Source organism: Pseudomonas sp. GW821-FHT09C08 (assembly GCF_059418125.1).
On record NZ_JBWKPG010000001.1, the window covers coordinates 1,161,453 to 1,181,338 of the forward strand.

The window sequence follows — 19,886 nt, forward strand, 5'->3', positions numbered from 1 at the left end:
ATGCCGTTACGGACTTTGGAAACCTGGCCCCACGGCGCAATCATGCTGGACGCGCAACACACGCGTTTTGCCTTGTGGGCGCCAGACGCGTTTTATGTCAGCGTTGAATTGGAAGACGGTAAATCCATCGCCATGCTGCCGCAGGCAGAGGGATGGTTCGAGACAGAAGTGAAGTGCCCCGCCGGCACCCGCTACCGCTTCAACATCGATGGAGAAATGGATGTACCCGACCCCGCGTCCAGGGCCCAGGCTGCGGACGTGCATGGTTGGAGCGTAGTCGTCGACCCACTCGCCTACCCGTGGCGTCACAGCCACTGGCAAGGCCGCCCCTGGCACGAAGCGGTGATCTACGAGCTGCACGTGGGTGCGATGGGGGGCTACGCCGAGGTCGAAAAACACCTGCCACGCCTGGCCGAGCTGGGCGTCACCGCCATTGAGTTGATGCCATTGGCGCAATTTCCCGGCGAACGCAACTGGGGTTATGACGGCGTGCTGCCGTATGCGCCCCAGTCCTCCTACGGCACTCCCGAGCAGCTCAAGCACTTGGTCGATTGCGCCCACGAGCATGGCCTCGCGGTGATCCTGGATGTCGTCTACAACCACTTCGGTCCCGATGGCAATTACCTGGGCCAGTACGCGGCCGGCTTCTTTCAGGAAGACGTGCACACGCCGTGGGGCGCCGGTATCGATTTCGACCGCCGTGAAGTGCGCAATTTCTTCCTCGACAACGCGCTGATGTGGTTGCTGGAATACCGCTTCGACGGCCTGCGCCTGGATGCCGTGCACGCCATCGACAACCCAGGCTTCCTGCAGGAGCTCGCGCAGCGGGTGCGCCAGCAGGTCGACACCGGCCGCCATGTGTGGCTGGTGCTGGAGAACGAACTCAACCAGGCCAGCCTGCTCAAGCAGGATTTCGACGCGCAATGGAATGATGACTTTCATAACGTGTTGCACGTACTGCTGACCGGCGAAACCGACGCGTACTACAGCGACTTTGCCAAGGAACCTACCGCCCAACTGGCGCGTTGCCTGGGCGAGGGTTTTGTCTACCAGGGCCACACTACCCGCCACGGCCATGAGCGCGGCGAACCCAGCGGCGATCTGCCGCCCACCGCCTTTGTAGCCTTCCTGCAGAACCACGACCAGATCGGCAACCGCGCGATGGGCGAGCGCCTGCACCAGTTGTGCCCGCCCCAGGCGCTCAAGGCGGCGACCGCCCTGCTGCTGCTGTCACCGATGATCCCGCTGATGTTCATGGGCGACGAAGTGAATGCCAGCGAGCCGTTCCTGTTTTTCACCGATCACCACGGCGAACTGGCCGAAGCGGTGCGTGAGGGCCGGCGCGGCGAATTTGCCGACTTTGCCGCCTTCCAGGACCCGGAGCGTCGTGACCGCATCCCGGACCCGAACGCCCTGGCCACTTTCAAGCAATCCTCCCCGGCGCTGGCCGATCACCCCCACGCCGAGCTCTACCGGCACCTGTTGAACCTGCGCCACACGCATATCGTGCCGCACCTGCCCGGCACCGTGGCCTTGGGTGCGCAGGTATTGGCCGACGGCGCCGTCAGTGCGCGCTGGCGCCTGGGCAACAGCAGCCTGTTGCAGATCGACCTGAACCTGGGCACCACCGCCGTGGATCACCCGGCGGCCGCCCCCGTTCTGTTCCAAACGCCTGCCGAGCACGGCGCACAACTGCCGCCGTACAGCGCACGCGTGACCCTATCCCCTGTTGGAGAGCACCCTTGAGCGAAGCGAACCTGGAAATCCTCGCCAGCCGCGCGGGCCTGGCCGTCGATTGGATCGACGCAAACGGCCGTCCGCAACGAGTGAAACCCGACGCCCTGCGCGCCGTTCTCAAAGGCCTGGGCCACCCGGCCGACACCGATGCCGAGATCGACGCCAGCCTGCTTGAACTGGAGCAGGTGCAACACGACAAACACCTGCCCCCCTTGATGACCATCGACACCGGCGAAGGCCTCGACCTGGCACGTTACTTCGAGCCCGATACCCTGTGCCGGGTCAACCTCGAAGGCGGCGAAAGCCTGGAACTGCGCCTCGACGGCAACGCGGTTCTGCCTGGCGTGATTGCCCTGGGGTATCACCAGGTGCATATCAACGACCAGAGTTTTACCCTGGCCGTCGCGCCCACGCACTGCTACAGCGTGGCCGAAGCGGTGGACACCCAGCCCGCGCGCGCCTGGGGCCTGAGTGCCCAGCTGTACGCACTGCGCCGCCTGGGGGATGGCGGTTTCGGCGACACCCTGGCCCTGGAGCACCTGGCGCGCTCCGCTGCAGAACGTGGCGCGGACGCCCTGGCGATCAGCCCGATGCACGCGATGTTCAGTGCCGACACCGGCCGCTACAGCCCTTACTCGCCATCCAGTCGCCTGTTCCTCAACAGCTTGTATGCCTCCCCGGCCTGCATCCTCGGCGAACGCGAAGTGCGCAGCGCCATCGAGGCCCTTGGCCTGGAAGATGAATTGCATACGCTGGAGCAACACACGCTGATCGACTGGCCCGCCGCCGCCAACGCAAAGCAACGCCTGCTGCGCGCGCTGTATGAAGATTTCCGCCACGGCCAGCACCCTCAGCAGGCCGACTTCCTCAGCTTCCGCCAGGCCGGTGGCGAAGCGCTGGAGAACCACTGCCGCTTTGAAGCCGTGCAGGCGCAACGTGCCGCCGCCGGCGAGGACCTCGACTGGCGTCACTGGCCGCAGGAATGGCGCAACCCGCAAAGCCCGGCACTGGTACAGTTCGCTGAAGCCAATCGCGAGGAAATCGGCTACTACGCCTTCGCCCAATGGCTGATCGCGCGCTGCCTGGAGCGTGCCCAGCAAGCCGCCCGAGGGAGCGGCATGGGCATCGGCCTGATCGCCGACCTGGCGGTAGGCGCTGATGGCGGCGGCAGCCAGGCCTGGAGCCGCCAGGATGAACTGCTGGCCGACCTGACCGTGGGCGCGCCGCCGGATATTCTCAACCGCTCGGGCCAAGGCTGGGGGATTTCCGCGTTCTCACCCGAAGGCCTCAAGCGCAACGGTTTTCGTGCATTCATCGAAATGCTGCGCGCCAACTTCGCCCACGCCGGCGGCTTGCGCATCGACCATGTGATGGGCCTGCAGCGCCTGTGGGTGATTCCCATGGACGCCTCGCCGCGCGAAGGCGCCTACCTGTATTACCCGGTGGATGACCTGTTGCGGCTGCTGGCCCTGGAGTCACACCGCCACAAGGCTATCGTCCTCGGCGAAGACCTCGGCACCGTGCCCGACGGCCTGCGCGAAAAACTCAGCGGCCGCTCGATCCTGGGCATGCGCGTGCTGCTGTTCGAACAAGGCCACGATGGCCAGTTCAACCCGATCCTCGACTGGCCGGACAACGCCCTGGCCACCACCAGCACCCATGACCTGCCGACCCTCAACGGCTGGTGGCACAGCCGTGATATCGACTGGAACATCCAGCTGGGCCTCATCGATGCGCCCACCGTGGAGCAATGGAGCGAACACCGCCTGCGCGAACGCCAGGCACTGCGCCAGGCCTTGAGCCAGGACCCGCAGAATTTCGTCGAAGAAATTCGCAATGAAACCGACCACATGATCGACGCCAGCGTGCGCTACCTTGGCCACACCCGTGCGCCGCTGGTGCTGCTGCCGCTCGAGGACGCGCTGGGCATTGAAGAACAAGCCAACCTGCCCGGCACCACCGATACCCATCCCAATTGGCGCCGCCGCCTGGCGGGCGAGGCTTCCAGCCTGCTCGACAATGCAGGCGCCGCCCGCCGCCTCGAACTGCTGGCCGTCGCGCGCAACCAAGCCTATGAGCGTGACCGATGAAAGCACTGCCCCTGCGCGCTACCCAGCGCCTGCAATTCCATAAAGGTTTCACCCTCGATGACGCGGTGCCGCTGGTGCCGTATTTCGCCCAACTGGGCATCAGCCACCTGTATGCCTCGCCGCTGCTCAGCGCGCGTGCCGGTTCCATGCATGGCTATGACGTGGTCGACCCGACCAGCGTCAACCCCGAGCTTGGCGGTGAAGCGGCGCTGCGCCGTCTGGTCGTGGCCTTGCGTGAGCACGGTATGGGGCTGATCCTCGATATCGTCTCCAACCACATGGCCGTGGGCGGCGCCGACAACCCCTGGTGGCTGGACCTGCTGGAATGGGGGCGCCTGAGCCCCTACAGCGAGTTCTTCGACATCCAATGGCACTCCCCCGACCCGCTGCTCAAGGGCCAATTGTTGATGCCGTTCCTCGGCAGCGACTACGGCGAAGCCTTGCAGACCGGCACCCTGACCCTGCATTTCGATGCAGCCCATGGCGCGTTCTACGTCGAGCATTACCAACACCGCTTTCCGATCTGCCCACGCGACTACGCGTTGATCCTCGGCAACGACCCATTGCTCAAGCCGCTGGCCGACCGCTTCAGCGCCCTCGCCTACCAGGACGACGCCTACGCCGAAGCCGCCTGGCTCAAGCAGGCGCTGGCCGAGCGCGCTACCGAGGTGATGCCCGCCATCGAAAGCCGGCTGGCCGAGTTCGACGGGCGCCAGCCTGAAGGCTTCAAGCGCCTGCACCAGTTGCTCGAGCAACAGACCTATCGCCTGGCCAGCTGGCGCACCGCGGCGGACGACATCAACTGGCGGCGCTTCTTCGACGTCAACGAACTCGGCGGCCTGCGCGTCGAGCGCAGCGCCGTGTTCGAAGCCACCCACGGCAAGATCTTCGAGCTGATCAGTGAAGGCCTGGTGGACGGTTTGCGCATCGACCACATCGACGGCCTCGCCGATCCTCGCGGCTACTGCCGCAAGCTGCGCCGGCGCGTGGATTCGCTATCGCCGGAGCGGCACCTGCCGATCTTTGTCGAAAAGATTCTCGGCGAAGGCGAAACCCTGCGTGAAGACTGGCGCGTGGACGGCACCACCGGCTACGAATTCATGAACCAACTGTCGCTGCTGCAACACCACCCGGAAGGCTTTGCGCCGCTGGCCGCGTTGTGGACGCAGCACAGCGAACGGCCCTCGGCGTTTATCGAAGAAGCGCGGCTGGCACGTCAGCAGATCCTCAATGGCTCCCTCGGCGGCGATTTCGAAAGCGTGGCGCGGGCCCTGCTGCAAGTCGCGCGCGACGATGTGATGACCCGCGACCTGACCCTCGGTGCAATTCGCCGTGCCTTGCAGGAGCTGATCGTGCACTTCCCGGTGTACCGCACCTACATCAGCGCGCTGGGCCGCAGCGCGGCTGACGACAAAGTCTTCCAGCACGCCATGGACGGTGCCCGCAGCACCCTCGGCGAAGGCGACTGGCCGGTGCTCGAACACCTGGAAAAATGGCTCGGCGGCCAGCCTTGGCGCCATCGCCCGGTGGGCCGCGAGCGCAAGATGCTCAAGCATGCCTGCGTGCGCTTCCAGCAACTGACGTCGCCGGCGGCCGCCAAGGCCGTGGAAGACACTGCGTTCTATCGCTCGGGCGTGCTGCTGTCGCGCAATGACGTGGGTTTCAGCACCGAGCAGTTCAGCGCGCCGCTGGCCGAGTTCCATGCGGTCAACCAGCAACGCCTGCAGACCTTCCCCGATAACCTGTTGGCCACTGCGACCCACGACCACAAACGCGGCGAAGACACCCGCGCGCGCCTCGCGGTGCTCAGCGAGTGCGCAGCGTGGTACGTCGAGCAGGTCGAGCAGTGGCGCAGGCTCGCCGCGCCGCTGCGCGCTGACGCCAGTGCGCCGTCGGCCGGCGATGAGTTGATTCTTTACCAAGTGCTGCTCGGCAGCTGGCCGCTGGACCAGGCCGACGACTTCGAGGACTACCATCAGCGCCTGTGGCAATGGCAACAGAAAGCCCTACGCGAGGCCAAGCTGCAGAGCGCCTGGAGCGCGCCCAACGAAGCCTATGAACAGGGCGTCGAAGCTTTCCTGTCACGCCTGCTGCTGAGCGAGGAAGGCCGTCCGTTGCGCACGGCAATCGGCAACGCGGCCCAGGTGATCGCCCCCGCCGGCGCGGTGAATGGCCTGGCGCAATCCTTGCTTCGCATCACCGTGCCGGGTGTGCCGGATTTGTACCAGGGCGACGAGTTCTGGGACTTCAGCCTGGTGGACCCGGACAACCGTCGCCCGGTGGATTTCAACGCACGGCAACGCGCGCTGGATACCCCACCGGATCCCGGCGAACTGCTGTTCAACTGGCGAGACGGGCGCATCAAGCAGGCCGTGATTGCCCAGGCGCTGGCCTTGCGCAAGGCCGATCCTGAACTGTTCCGCGCAGGCAGCTATACGCCGCTGGAAGTGCTCGGCCAACACGCCGGGCGGGTGGTCGCGTTCCACCGCGAACACCAGGGCCGCCATCTGTTGGTGGTGGTGCCGCGCTGGCCGTTTGACCTGCTTGAAAACGGTGTGCATCCCCAGATCAATGCGCAGGTTTGGGGCGATACACGGGTGAAATTACCGTTCGCCGCGCCAACTCAAAACTGGAAGGGACTTTTTCATACAGGCGCAGTCACACCAGACAAGGAGCTGTTGATCAGCGCTGCCCTGGGGGATTTCCCGGTCAATGTCTTTATCAATCCTGATGATCAAGAAAGCTGAAAATTTTCTGTGAGGAGCATTGTGATGAGTACTGAAGACAAACGCATACGCGAGCTGGCGCATCAGATCTGGGAATCTGAAGGCAAACCCCATGGGGAGGACGCACGTCATTGGGAGATGGCGCGCAAGCTTGCCGAAGCCGAAGCCCTGACGCCGAGCAAGCCCAAGGCCTCGGCCAAACCCAAGACCGCGCCCAAACCGCCGGCCAAGGCCAAGCCTGCGCCACCGGCCGCGAGCAAGCCGGCAGCCCCGGCGGCGAAGAAGCCAGCGGCGCCGAAAAAGCCCAAGCCTTGACCCCGCACCGCTTGCCGGCCCTGCCGGCAAGCGGTGATTTTTCCACCCCGATTGTCAGCTGAATATTCGTCAGCACGGCCGCGTTCGGCCCGAAAAAAGACCCTTGCAGGAGCAACACCATGAGCAAACCCCATAAAACCCCTTCGACGCCGGGCAACGAGCCGTCGCGGATTCGTGAAGGTTTGCCCTTCCCCCTCGGCGCCACCTGGGATGGACTGGGCGTCAACTTTGCGCTGTTCTCGGCCAACGCCACCAAAGTGGAGCTGTGCCTGTTCGACGACGCCGGCGAAGTTGAGCTGGAACGCATCGAACTGCCCGAATACACCGACGAAATCTTCCACGGTTACTTGCCCGACGCCCACCCAGGGCTGATTTACGGCTACCGCGTGTACGGTGCTTATGACCCGGCCAACGGTCATCGCTTCAACCACCACAAATTGCTGATCGACCCCTATGCCAAACAGCTGGTGGGCGAACTCAAATGGTCCGAGGCACTGTTCGGCTACACCATCGGCCACCCGGACGACGACCTCAGCTTCGACGAACGCGACAGCGCGCCTTTCGTGCCCAAGTGCAAGGTCATCGACCCCGCGCACACCTGGGGCAACGACCAGCCGGTACGCGTGCCGTGGGACCGCACGATCATCTACGAAACCCATTTGCGCGGCATCAGCATGCGCCACCCTTCGGTCGGCGAATCGGTGCGCGGCACCTGCGCCGGCCTGATGGAAGATGACGTGCTCAAGCACATCCGCCAGTTGGGCATCTCGTCGGTCGAACTGTTGCCGGTACACGCCTTTGTCAACGACCAGCACCTGCTGGAAAAAGGCATGACCAACTATTGGGGCTACAACAGCATCGCGTTTTTCGCCCCCGACCCGCGCTACCTGGCCAGCGGCAAGATCGCCGAGTTCAAGGAGATGGTCGCGCACCTGCACGAGCAAAAGCTGGAAGTGATCCTCGACGTGGTCTACAACCACACCGCCGAAGGCAACGAGCGCGGCCCGACCCTGTCCATGCGCGGCATCGACAACGCCTCTTACTACCGGCTGATGCCCGATGACAAGCGCTTCTATATCAACGACTCCGGCACCGGCAACACCCTCGACCTGAGCCACCCGTGCGTGCTGCAGATGGTCACCGACTCCCTGCGCTACTGGGCCACCGAGATGCACGTCGACGGCTTCCGTTTCGACCTGGCGACCATCCTGGGCCGTTACCGCGACGGGTTTGACGAGCGCCACAGCTTCCTCGTGGCGTGCCGCCAGGACCCGGTACTGCGCCAGTTGAAAATGATCGCCGAACCCTGGGACTGCGGCCCCGGCGGTTATCAGGTGGGCAACTTCCCGCCGGGCTGGGTCGAATGGAACGACCGTTTCCGCGACACCGTACGTGCCTTCTGGAAAGGCGATGACGGCCAGTTGGCGGACTTCGCCGGGCGCATGACCGCTTCGGGCGAGATGTTTAACCATCGGGGTCGCCGTCCCTACAGCTCGGTGAACTTCATCACCGCGCATGACGGTTTCACCCTGCATGACCTGGTGTCGTACAACGACAAGCACAACGAAGCCAACGACGAGAACAACCAGGACGGCAGCAACAACAACCTGTCGTGGAACCACGGCGTCGAAGGCCCGACCGAAGACCCGGAAATCAACGCGCTGCGCCTGCGCCAGATGCGCAACTTCTTCGCCACGTTGCTGCTGGCCCAGGGCACGCCGATGATCGTCGCCGGTGATGAGTTCGCCCGCACCCAGCACGGCAACAACAACGCCTACTGCCAGGACAGCGAGATCGGCTGGGTCAACTGGGAGCTGGACGATGACGGCAAGGCGCTGCTCAAGTTTGTCAAACGTCTGATCAAGCTGCGCCTGGCCTATCCGATCCTGCGTCGTGGCCGCTTCCTGGTGGGCGACTATAACGAAGACATCGGCGTCAAGGATGTGACCTGGCTGTCGCCGGATGGCAACGAGATGACCACCGAACAGTGGGAAGACAGCCATGGCCGCTGCCTCGGCATGTTGATGGATGGTCGCGCGCAGGAAACCGGGATTCGACGTGCCGGTGCCGACGCCACCTTGTTGCTGGTGGTGAACGCGCATCACGACATGGTCAATTTCCGCCTGCCGTCGGTGCCTGAAGGTGAGTTCTGGACCTGCATGCTCGACACCAACCAGCCGGCGGTACGCGGCCAGGAACGGTTTGATTTTGATCACGAGTACGCGGTGACCGGCCGCTCGCTGCTACTGTTCGAACTGCAGCGTGACGAAGAGGTGTGACATGGCACTGCATGGATTCCTTCAGAGCTTCCAGGGCTACGCGGACACGCAAGACCTGGGCAAGGCGCTGAAGGCACTTCAGGAAGAAGGCCTCGACCAACTGCCGCTGCCTGGCAGCGGCGAGACCCTGGCGCGATTCAGTCGCCTGGCACAGGTGGCAGGCCACGACCTGCGCTTGTGCAAGTTGTTCGAAGGTCATACCGATGCATTGGCGATCATTGCCGAACTCGACAGTCCACTGCCGCCATTGGGCAGCACATGGGGCATGTGGGCGGCGGAACCGCCGACCGCCAGGGTCCAGGTGCGCCAGGACGGGCATCGCTTGCGCCTGGACGGGCGCAAGGCCTGGTGCTCAGGCGCGGCAGTGGTCAGCCATGGCTTGTTGACGGCCTGGGATGAACAGGGCCGTCAGCAGTTGGTGGCGGTGCAGATGGATCAACCGGGCATCACCGTCACCAACGAAGGCTGGAATGCCGTGGGCATGGCGGCCACCGGCAGTGTCGAGGTGCTGTTTGACGGGGCCCTCGGGATCGCCGTGGGTGGTCCCGGCGATTACCTCGCCCGTCCGGGTTTCTGGCAGGGCGGCGTGGGCATCGCCGCGTGCTGGTACGGCGCCGCGCAACGCCTGGCCGAGGCCCTGCGCGAACACTGCAGCAAACGTCCGGAACCGCATGCCCTCGCCCACCTCGGCGCCGTCGACAGTGCCTTGAACGGGGCCGCCTGCGTACTGCGCGCCAGCGCCGAACAGATCGACCGCGACCCCAAGGCTGACGCCCAGCAACTGGCCCAGCAGACCCGCGCGTGTATCGAGGAGGCTGTCGAGCAGGTCATGCGCCATGTTGGCCGGGCCGTGGGCGCGGGGCCTTACTGCAAGGATCCACACTTTGCCCAATTGATGACGGACCTGCCGGTGTATGTGCGCCAGAGCCATGCCGAGCGCGACCTGGCGGGCCTGGGCGAATTGGTTGCCGGCGAACCCACAGGGAGGTGGCAGTTATGAGACCCAACCCGATCGTCGGCCAGGGCACGCCGCTGCAACATTGGCAGGCCTCTAGCCTGATGGCGGAGCTGCCGCACATCAGTGTCGAAGAGCTGGTGCCCGAGGGCCATCGCGCCGTGATCATCGCTCCGCACCCGGATGATGAAGTGCTCGGCTGTGGCGGCCTGCTGCAAGGCCTGGCGGCGCTGGGCCGGCCCATGCAGCTGATTTCCGTTACCGATGGCAGTGCCAGTCACCCTGGATCCCGGCGCTGGCCGGTAGAACGCTTGAGCGTGGTGCGCCCGCAGGAATCGGCGCAGGCCCTGCACCGCCTGGGGTTACCGCTGCACAGCCTGAAATGGCTGCGCGCCGGCTTCAGCGACAGCCAAGTGGCAGCACGCGAAGACGAGCTGACTGCGTTTATCCAACGCTACCTCAAGCCGACCGACGTGGTGTTCACCACCTGGCGCGAAGACGGCCATTGCGACCATGAAGCCGTTGGCCGCGCGAGCGCCCAGGCGGCCCAGGCCGTGGGCGCCACGCTGTATGAGCTGCCGGTCTGGACCTGGCACTGGGCGTCTCCCGAAGACAGCCAAGTGCCGTGGCACCGCGCCCACAAGATTCCGCTGACCTGCGAAGCCGTGGCCCGCAAGCGCCACGCCATCCATGCATTCGCCAGCCAGTTGGAAGGCGATCCGCAGATCGGCTTGCCGCCGGTACTGGCGCCGTACGTGGTCGAGCGGCTGTTGCAACCTTTTGAAGTGGTGTTTGTATGAGCGTGGCCACGCCGTATTTCGATCAACTGTTCGCTGATAACGATGACCCCTGGGCTTTTCGCCAACGCTGGTATGAGCGCCGCAAGCGCGCGCTGACCCTGGCGATGCTGACGCGCCCACGGTATGCCTCGATCTTCGAGCCCGGTTGCGCCAACGGTGAACTCAGCGCCGAACTGGCACCGCGCTGCGATCGCCTGTTGTGTTGCGACACCGCTTCGGCCGCCGTGGCCCTGGCCCGTGGTCGCCTGCTGGGCTTTGCCCATGCCCAGGTGCAACAGAGCCGCCTGCCCGAGCAATGGCCGCAGGGCCAGTTCGAACTCATCGTGCTCAGCGAGCTGTGCTACTACCTCGACGCCGATGACCTCGGCGGCCTGATCGACCGCGCCCTCACCAGCCTCGCCCCCAACGGGCAAGTGCTCGCCTGCCATTGGCGCCCGCCCATCGACGGCTGCCCGCAGACCGCCGAGCAGGTGCATGCGTTGCTGCACGAACGGCTGGCGATGCCGCTGGTTGCCCGGCATCACGAACACGACTTTCTCCTCGACCTGTGGAGCCGCGACGCGACCTCGGTCGCCACGCTGGAGGGCCTGCGATGATCGGTATCCTGATCCCGGTACACAATGAAGAAGCATTGCTCGGCGAGTGCCTGGACGCGGCGCTGATCGCGGCCAGCCATCCAGGCCTGGCAGGCGAAGCGGTGCAGGTGCTGGTGGTGCTCGACAGTTGCACCGATAGCAGCGCCGCGATTGCCGAAGCCTTCCAGGTGCAGCGTCTGGAAGTGCAGGCACGCAATGTCGGCCACGTACGCGGGGTGGGCGCGCGGCATCTGCTCAACCAGGGTGCGCGCTGGATCTCGTGCACCGATGCCGACAGCCGCGTGGCTCCGGATTGGCTGGTCGCACAGTTGGCCCTGGGTGCCGACGCCGTGTGCGGCACGGTCACGGTAGACGCCTGGAGCGAAGGATTCGACCCGGCCGCGCAGATCCGCTACAACCAGGCGTACCAGCCCCGCGACGGCCACCGGCACATCCACGGCGCCAACCTGGGCATCAGCGCTGGGGCCTATGTGCGGGCCGGCGGTTTCGAACCGCTGGCGTGTCATGAAGATGTGCAACTGGTGCGCAACCTGGAGCGCTGCGGCGCCTCGATCGCCTGGAGCCACTCGCCGCAGGTGATCACCAGTGCACGCTTGGAAGCGCGGGCCCAGGGCGGCTTTGGCGATTATTTGAAGAGCCTGATGCTGGCCTCTTGAAAAAAACGCCATTACTGAATGTAAAAGCAACCAAACCTTGGCTATGCTGAGGACGCCTTGCTGGCAATCCAGGATTGGATTGCCATGCAACCACCACGACGGAGCCTGTGGTGGGTAAAAAGAGCGTCGTCCCGTCAACGGAGCACGACCCAGCATCAATTGACAAGGATCTGTCACCCATGAAGCTTGCCTCATTAGGCGACGGCCGCCGTGGCCCCGCCCAAATCTGGAACAGCGCACCGCAGCTGGCGCAAATCCCGCCGATCGCCCCTCATTCACTGGTGCCTCCTGGCGCACGCGTGGTCATTATCGCCCCCCATCCCGGCGATGAAGTGCTGGCCTGCGGCGGCTTGCTGCAACTGCTCAGCACCCTGGAACACCCGCTGCAACTGATCTCCATCACCGATGGCAGCGCCAGCCACCCCGGCTCGAATGTGTGGCCGGCCAGCCGCCTGAGCGTGGTCAGGCCCCAGGAAAGCGCCGAAGCACTGCGCCGCCTGGGCATGCCGCTGCACAGCCTCAAGTGGATTCGCGGTGGCTTTTGCGATAACGCCCTCGCCGCCCGCGAACCGCAATTGAGCCAGTTCATCGCCCGCTACCTGCACCCCGGTGACGTGGTGTTTTCCACCTGGCGCAACGACGGCAATGACGACCATGACGCCGTCGGCCGTGCCAGCGCCAAGGCTTGCAGCCTGGTAGGCGCGCACCTGTATGAAGTGCCGATCTGGGCCTGGCACTGGCCCGCCCGCGAAGGAGCGGTGATCCCCTGGCAGCGCGCGCGCAAGGTACGCCTGGATACGTGGAGCGTGGCGCGCAAACTCCACGCCGCCCACGCGTATGCCAGCCAATTGGCCGGCGACCCACAGATCGGCCTGGCGCCGATCCTCGCCCAGGTGTTGTTGGAGCGAATGCGCGAACCCTACGAAATCGTGCTGCCGCCATCCTTCTGACTCGTCTATACCTGTTATTTCTAACAGTGGCGCCCTGTCCATGCACGGCTATGCTGCAACAGGACTGTGCCGCTTGAAGCGCAGTCGAGAAAGCCATGCCAACCTGTTGCATTGGCCGGTGTTTTCGAACAGGTGACCGGTATTTCCTGATCTGTATCGTGCATTTCGTTGTCATGGTCTGGCCCGCGCCTGCCGTTGCAGGTGCCGGGGCAATTATCCCCTCAATCGAGGACGGATCATGCGCACACGGACCTTTGCCTGGCTGTACCTGGTCGCCCTGGCAGCGACGCCACTGAGCTCTTACGGAGCATGCGTCATCAATAACACCGCCGGCGACGACACCTCTGCCTGTGACAGCGGCACCGCGCCGGGCTTTACCGACACTGGCGGCAACAACACCCTGAATCTCACTGCCACCGGCCGCATCACCGGGGCGGTGACCTATGGCGCCGGCAATGACTTGGTGGATGTGGAAGGCCCGAGCGCCGGGATCGACGGCAACTTGAACCAAGGCGACGGCAGCAATATCTTCCGCCTCAACCTGGGCAGCATAACCGGCTCGGTGACCCAAGGCTCGGGGAATGATGTGGCGCAGGTCACCGGCGGGCTGGCCGGCGCGATCATCCAGGGTGCAGGCATCGACAGTTTCTCCATGAGCGGCGGCACCATTGCCTCATTGGCCCAGGGCGACGGGCGCGATCAGTTCTTCATGAGCGGTGGCACGATCACCGGCGCGTTCGAGGACGGCGACCAGGCACTGATGAGCGGCGGCACCATCGGCCGGGTGGACATGAAGCTCGATAACAACATTTTCGATATGCGCGGCGGCACGATCATCGGCAACCTGGTGACCGCCTTTGGCCAAGACACCATCCTGGTCTCGGGCACCAGCCTGATCGGCGGCAACATCAGCACCAGTGGCGGCGCGGATATCATCACGGTGACCGGCGGCACCATCAACGGACAGATCCTGGCCAGTGCCGGCAATGACCTGTTCAGTTGGATCGGCGGCGGGCAAATCCGCGGGCCCATCCTGATGGGCAATGATAACGACACCGCCCTGCTGCAAAACCTGACTGAAACCCAGCTGTCATCCACCGCGTTGATCGATGGCGGCACGGGCACCGACACGCTGACGTTCGACAATACCCAGGCCAGCACGCCCGGGCGCTATGCCAACTGGGAACAGGTGATTCTGGACAACAATGCCCGCTTCACACTGGGCGGCACTTTCGTGCTGGGCGATGCCGACACCGGCACCGGCACGATGTCGGTCAACGGCAGCAGCACGCTGCTGGTCAATACCGGGGTTATCACTGCGTTCACCGCTGGCCAGCTGGTGACCGTGAACAACCGTGGCCTGATCGACATGACCAGCGGCAGCGCCATCGCCAGCGACACGCTGACCGTGAATGGCAACTACAACGGCAACGGCGGCGGGCTCGCGCTGCAAAGCGTGCTCGGCGCTGACGGTTCCCCCAGCGATAAACTGGTGGTCAGCCAGGGCACCCTCGGCGGCACTACCGCGATCAGCGTCAGCAACCTGGGTGGGGTTGGGGGCGCTACGCTGCAGGACGGCATCCAGGTCGTCCAGGCCATCAACGGCGCCAGCGGCAGCGGCACCGCGTTCAGCCTCGCAGGGCCGGTGTCCGCCGGGGCGTTCGACTATCGCCTGTTCAAGGGCGGCGTATCGGCCGGCACGGCAGAAAACTACTACTTGCGCTCTACCGTCCCCGTGGCGCCGGCCGATCCCGTCCTCGTGCCCGTGCCGGGCCCCGGTGAGCCGCCACTGCCATCCAACCCCGGGCTAACCCCGATCCCGATCTACCGCCAGGAAGTGCCGATCTATGCTGCGCTGTTTCCGGCTGCCGATCAGATCGTGCGGGGCATGCTGGGCACCTACCACCAGCGCATGGGGGACCAGGACCAGCCACAACCGGTCGGTACGTTCCCGGCGGGTTGGGGGCGGGTGTACGGCAGCAGCAGTCGCCAGCATTCCGCCGGGACCGTCAGCCCAACGCTGGACAGTTCGGTCACGGCTTTCCAGGTCGGCAGCGACGTCTACGCCAGCAGCAGCGACAGCGGCCAAACCCAGCGCGCCGGTTTTTTTGTCGGCCACAGCACCCTCAGGGGCAACGTCAAAGGCTTCAATGGCGGCTGGGAAGACCGCGACGCCGGCAAGACCACCTTGCGCGGTGACAGCCTGGGGGTCTATTGGACGCTGATCGGCGCCAACCAGGCTTACCTCGACCTGGTCCTGATGGGCACCCGCTTCGACGGCAACAACGCGTCGGATCGCGGGGTGAAAATGGACACCCAGGGCCACAACGTAAGCGCATCCGCCGAAGTCGGCTGGCCGTTCGCGCTGGTCAACAACTGGGTGGTCGAGCCCCAGGCCCAGGTGATCGTCGGCAAGACCTGGCTGGACAAGCAAAACGACGGCATCGCGGATGTTTCGTACGATGCTGACACCCGCATCACCACGCGCCTGGGCGTGCGGTTGCGCGGCCAGTACACGGTCAGCGGCCTGCCACTGCAGCCCTATGTGCGCGCGAACGTCTGGCACTCACGCGCCGGGACTGACACCGTTACCTTCAATGACGTCACGGATATCGACACCGAGCAGAAGTCCACCACCCTCGACCTGAGTGCCGGCGCCACGCTGGAGGTGGCCAATGGCGTGAACCTGTATGGCGAAGTCGGCTATGACCGCAACCTCGACAGCAACCTGTTCAACGGGCGCCAAGGCACGTTGGGCGTGAAGGTGGCCTTCTAGGTATGTATCGCACTGTGTACGGGACCGGCGGTGATACACAGCGTTTGATTCGACGGGTTTCCTGAAACAACCCAGATACAGCGCAGCGTTCAACTGAGCATCAGGCACACATCAAGCCGTAGGAGGCTCGCCATGCACGCTCAGTTGAACCGTCGCCCCACACGTCACCCGCTGTTCCTGGCCCTGGCCCTGTTGTCCTTCGGTGCCAGTGGCCTGGCGCAGGCCGAAATGCCCGAGCCGCCCGCGCGCGCGCCGGTTGCGAGCCCTCAGGCTGGCTTGGGTGCGCTCAAGCACATCAAGGCCGGGCAACTGGAGGTGGCCTACGCCGAAGTCGGCCCGGCCACTGGCCCGGCGGTGATCCTGCTGCACGGCTGGCCCTACGATATCGACAGCTACGCACAGGTTGCCCCGCTGCTCGCCGCCAAGGGCTATCGGGTGTTGATCCCTTATGCGCGAGGTTATGGCGGCACACGCTTCCTCTCGGACACGACCCTGCGCAACGGCGAACCGGCGGCCTTGGCCCGCGATGTGATCGACTTCATGGACGCCCTGCACATCCAGCAAGCCGTGCTCGGTGGCTATGACTGGGGCGCGCGCTCGGCGGATATCGTCTCGGCCTTGTGGCCAGAGCGGGTCAAGGCGCTGGTCTCGGTGAGCGGCTACCTGATCGGCAATCAGGCCGCCGGCCAGACCCCACTGCCGCCCAAGGCCGAGCTGCAGTGGTGGTACCAGTTCTACTTCGCCACCGAGCGCGGCGCCGCCGGCTACCAGAAAAACACGCACGATTTCGCCAAGCTGATCTGGCAACTGGCCTCGCCGAAATGGGCGTTTGACGACGCCACGTTCGCACGCAGCGCCAAAGGCCTGGACAACCCCGATCACGTCGCCATCACCGTGTTCAACTACCGCTGGCGCCTGGGCCTGGTGCAGGGCGAAACGCAATATGCCGGGCTGGAGCAGCAACTCGCCCAGGCCCCCGCCATTGGCGTGCCGACCATCACCCTCGAAGGCGACGCCAACGGCGCCCCGCACCCGGCGCCCGAAGACTACGCCAAGCGCTTTACCGGCAAGTATGAGTTCCGCCTGCTCAAGGGTGGGATCGGCCACAATCTGCCGCAGGAAGCCCCGGAGGCATTTGCCAGGGCGGTGATCGATGCGGACCACCTGTGAGGCGCAACCTTTCGCTATACCCTTTACTACATAGCGAACAATTGCGTAGCTTCCACAGGTCTCCCTGCCGATAGAGTCCGACGACCATGCTCCTGCGCCAATTGCACTACCTTGTGACCCTGGCCCAGGAGCAGCATTTCGGCCGTGCCGCCGAACGCTGCAATATCTCGCAGCCGGCGCTGTCTGGCGCGATCCGCAGCCTGGAACAGGACCTGGGGGTGTGCGTGGTGCAGCGCAGCCGGCGTTTCGAAGGTTTCACCGCCGAGGGTGAGCGGGTGCTGGCATGGGCGCGGCGGATCCTCTCCGACTGCGACTCGATGCGCCAGGAAGTCGGGGTTGGCGACTATCACCCCAGCGGTGTGCTGCGCTTCGGTGCCATCCCGACCACTCTGTCGATGGTGCCGCTGCTCACCGACTATTGCCTGCAGCCTTACCCGGACATGCGCCACGAGGTCTACACCCTGGCCACCTCGCAGATGCTGCAGAAGATCTCCAACTTCGAGCTGGACGTGGGCATGACCTACCTGTCCGACGGGCGTCTGCAAGCGTTCCAGACACTGCCGCTGTTCAAGGAACGCTACGTGCTGATCACCCGTGACGACAGCCTGTTGCAAGGCGCCACGCAATTGAGCTGGGAGGACGTGGCCGCCCTGCCCCTGTGCCTGCTCACCGCGAACATGCAGTGCCGCCAAGGCATCGACGCGGCGTTTGCCGAGGCCGGCGTGCGCATACAGCCCAGGGTCGAAACCGACTCGATGACCGTGCTGTATGCCCAGGTGCGCTGCTCGGGGCTGTGCAGCGTGGTGCCGCACAGCGCGTTGTCGTTGATCGAGATGCGCCAGGAAATCACTGCCGTGCCGATCGTGCCTGAGCTGCAACGGGAAATCGGCCTGGTGATGCTCAAGCGCGATCCGCAGCCGTTGCTGCTTGCCAGCGCGCTGGCGATTTTTCGCACCCTGGACCTGCAGGCGCGGGTCGACGCCTTCCTGCACTGCTGATAACCGAGGCTGATGTATAGATCAGCCCAAGCGATTGGCCGGACCTTCGCTGACGCTGGAATATGCGGATCAGGCAGTACAGATCTGCCTCAATCCAAAACAAGAAGGAAGGTCCCATGGCGAAGATTGTATGTGTGCTCTACGACGACCCCATCACTGGACAACCCGACACTTACGCGCGAGATGATCTGCCGCACCTGGAGCGCTACCCCGACGGCCAGACCCTGCCGACGCCCAAGGCCATAGACTTCCAGCCCGGCACGTTGCTGGGCAGTGTTTCCGGCGAACTGGGCCTGCGCAAATACCTTGAATCCAACGGCCATCAACTCGTCGTCACCTCCAGCAAAGACGGCGCCGACAGCGTGCTCGAGCGCGAGCTGCAGGATGCCGAAATCGTCATCTCACAGCCGTTCTGGCCGGCCTACATGACTGCCGAACGCATGGACAAGGCGCCCAAGTTGAAGATGATCGTCACCGCCGGCATCGGCTCTGACCACACCGACCTGCAAGGCGCCATGGACCGCGGGATTACCGTGGCCGAGGTTACCTACTGCAACAGCAACAGCGTCGCCGAGCATGTGGTGATGAGCGTACTGGCGCTGGTGCGCAACTACCTGCCATCACACCAGTGGGTGCTCAAGGGAGGCTGGAACATCGCCGATTGCGTGGCACGTTCCTACGACGTGGAAGGCATGCATGTGGGTACCGTCGCTGCCGGGCGCATCGGCCTGCGTGTGCTGCGCCTGCTCAAGCCGTTTGACATGCACCTGCACTACATGGACCGTCACCGCCTGCCGGAAGCCGTGGAAAAAGAGCTCAACCTGACCTATCACGACACTTTGGAAAGCCTGGCCAAGGCCTGCGATGTAGTGACTCTGAACTGCCCGCTGCACCCGGAAACCGAGCACATGATCAACGCCGACTCGCTCAAGCACTTCAAGCGCGGCGCTTACTTGATCAACACCGCACGCGGCAAGCTCTGCGACCGCGACGCGATTGCCGCTGCGCTGGAAAGCGGCCAACTGGCCGGGTATGCCGGCGATGTCTGGTTCCCGCAGCCCGCGCCCGCGGATCACCCTTGGCGCAGCATGCCGCACCACGGCATGACCCCGCACATCTCCGGCACCAGCCTGTCGGCCCAGGCGCGTTATGCGGCGGGCACGCGGGAGATCCTCGAGTGCTACTTCGACAATCGGCCGATTCGCGATGAATACCTGATTGTGCAAGGTGGCGCGCTGGCCGGCGTGGGCGCGCATTCCTACAGCGCGGGCAATGCCACCCAGGGTTCGGAAGAAGCGGCACGTTTCAAGCAATGAAGGCCCACCCGACGAGCCCGGTTCGGCGGCTGCGCGCCCTGTCCCTGATGTGGATCGGGCTCGGTGCTTTCCTTGGCCTCGCGGCCTTGGGCACCCTTGCCACCCGCACCGGGCAACCCTGGGTGATCGGCTCTTTCGGCGCCAGCGGGGTGTTGCTGTTCGCCTACCCGGAGGGGCCGTTTTCACAGGTGCGCAACGTGATTGGCGGGCACCTGCTGACCTCGCTGGTAGGGCTGTGCTGCTTGCAGGTGTTGGGACCGGGCATTGTGCCCATGGCGTTCGCCGCCGGGCTGGCGACGGTGCTGATGGTGGTCACGCGTACGGTTCACCCACCGGCTGGAGGCAACCCGGTGATTGTGTTCATGACACAACCGGGCTGGTCATTCCTGCTGGTGCCCACCTTGGGCGGGGCGTGCGTGTTGATGCTCAGCGCGTGGCTCTATTGGAAGGGAATTCACTGGCTTGAGCAGCGCTTCAAACCGACCACGGGGGACCGGGAATAACCGGCCCCCCGTGGCATTG

At 64.6% G+C, this 19,886-nt stretch carries 15 protein-coding genes; all 15 read left to right on the forward strand.

What is annotated here, in order from left to right; genetic code table 11:
* The 15 genes from treZ (at window position 1) to AC07OJ_RS04970 (ending at window position 19,867) form a co-directional block, all read left to right on the forward strand.
* The gene (treZ, locus tag AC07OJ_RS04900; RefSeq protein WP_495094098.1) at window positions 1-1,746 is read left to right on the forward strand and encodes a malto-oligosyltrehalose trehalohydrolase; all 1,746 of its coding nucleotides are present in this window, start codon (window positions 1-3) and stop codon (window positions 1,744-1,746) included.
* Window positions 1,743-3,827, forward strand: coding sequence for a 4-alpha-glucanotransferase (gene malQ, locus AC07OJ_RS04905; protein WP_495094099.1), 2,085 nt, complete (start codon window positions 1,743-1,745; stop codon window positions 3,825-3,827). Before treZ ends, malQ begins: the two co-directional genes overlap by 4 nt.
* The gene (locus AC07OJ_RS04910) at window positions 3,824-6,574 is read left to right on the forward strand and encodes a malto-oligosyltrehalose synthase (RefSeq protein ID WP_495094100.1); all 2,751 of its coding nucleotides are present in this window, start codon (window positions 3,824-3,826) and stop codon (window positions 6,572-6,574) included. The genes malQ and AC07OJ_RS04910 overlap by 4 nt, the downstream gene beginning before the upstream one ends.
* Window positions 6,575-6,598: 24 nt before the next feature.
* Window positions 6,599-6,868 (forward strand): DUF2934 domain-containing protein, encoded by a 270-nt coding sequence (locus AC07OJ_RS04915; RefSeq protein ID WP_065908120.1) that lies wholly within the window; start codon window positions 6,599-6,601, stop codon window positions 6,866-6,868.
* Window positions 6,869-6,987: 119 nt separating this feature from the next.
* Entirely contained in the window at window positions 6,988-9,147 is a 2,160-nt protein-coding gene (gene glgX, locus AC07OJ_RS04920; RefSeq protein WP_065908119.1) for a glycogen debranching protein GlgX, read from the forward strand.
* A gap of 1 nt (window position 9,148) precedes the next feature.
* Window positions 9,149-10,147, forward strand: a complete 999-nt coding sequence (locus AC07OJ_RS04925; RefSeq protein WP_065908117.1) for an acyl-CoA dehydrogenase family protein — start codon at window positions 9,149-9,151, stop codon at window positions 10,145-10,147.
* Window positions 10,144-10,902, forward strand: a complete 759-nt coding sequence (locus AC07OJ_RS04930) for a PIG-L deacetylase family protein (protein ID WP_065908115.1) — start codon at window positions 10,144-10,146, stop codon at window positions 10,900-10,902. Before AC07OJ_RS04925 ends, AC07OJ_RS04930 begins: the two co-directional genes overlap by 4 nt.
* Window positions 10,899-11,498, forward strand: coding sequence for an SAM-dependent methyltransferase (locus tag AC07OJ_RS04935; protein ID WP_106803703.1), 600 nt, complete (start codon window positions 10,899-10,901; stop codon window positions 11,496-11,498). Before AC07OJ_RS04930 ends, AC07OJ_RS04935 begins: the two co-directional genes overlap by 4 nt.
* On the forward strand, window positions 11,495-12,154 hold the full coding sequence (locus tag AC07OJ_RS04940) for a glycosyltransferase family 2 protein (RefSeq protein ID WP_495005065.1): 660 nt from the start codon (window positions 11,495-11,497) through the stop codon (window positions 12,152-12,154). Before AC07OJ_RS04935 ends, AC07OJ_RS04940 begins: the two co-directional genes overlap by 4 nt.
* 179 nt (window positions 12,155-12,333) lie before the next feature.
* Entirely contained in the window at window positions 12,334-13,104 is a 771-nt protein-coding gene (locus AC07OJ_RS04945; protein ID WP_120448745.1) for a PIG-L deacetylase family protein, read from the forward strand.
* A 238-nt stretch (window positions 13,105-13,342) separates the two neighbouring features.
* Window positions 13,343-15,880: an autotransporter family protein gene (locus tag AC07OJ_RS04950; RefSeq protein ID WP_495094101.1), complete on the forward strand. Its 2,538-nt coding sequence runs from the start codon at window positions 13,343-13,345 to the stop codon at window positions 15,878-15,880.
* A gap of 132 nt (window positions 15,881-16,012) precedes the next feature.
* Window positions 16,013-17,050: an alpha/beta fold hydrolase gene (locus AC07OJ_RS04955; protein WP_495094102.1), complete on the forward strand. Its 1,038-nt coding sequence runs from the start codon at window positions 16,013-16,015 to the stop codon at window positions 17,048-17,050.
* Between the two features lie 86 nt (window positions 17,051-17,136).
* Window positions 17,137-18,048: a LysR family transcriptional regulator gene (locus AC07OJ_RS04960; protein ID WP_213554433.1), complete on the forward strand. Its 912-nt coding sequence runs from the start codon at window positions 17,137-17,139 to the stop codon at window positions 18,046-18,048.
* Window positions 18,049-18,164: 116 nt separating this feature from the next.
* Window positions 18,165-19,364, forward strand: coding sequence for an NAD-dependent formate dehydrogenase (locus AC07OJ_RS04965; RefSeq protein ID WP_495094103.1), 1,200 nt, complete (start codon window positions 18,165-18,167; stop codon window positions 19,362-19,364).
* Complete coding sequence (locus tag AC07OJ_RS04970; RefSeq protein WP_495094104.1) at window positions 19,361-19,867, forward strand: HPP family protein; 507 nt, start codon at window positions 19,361-19,363, stop codon at window positions 19,865-19,867. The genes AC07OJ_RS04965 and AC07OJ_RS04970 overlap by 4 nt, the downstream gene beginning before the upstream one ends.
* Window positions 19,868-19,886: the final 19 nt, after the last annotated feature.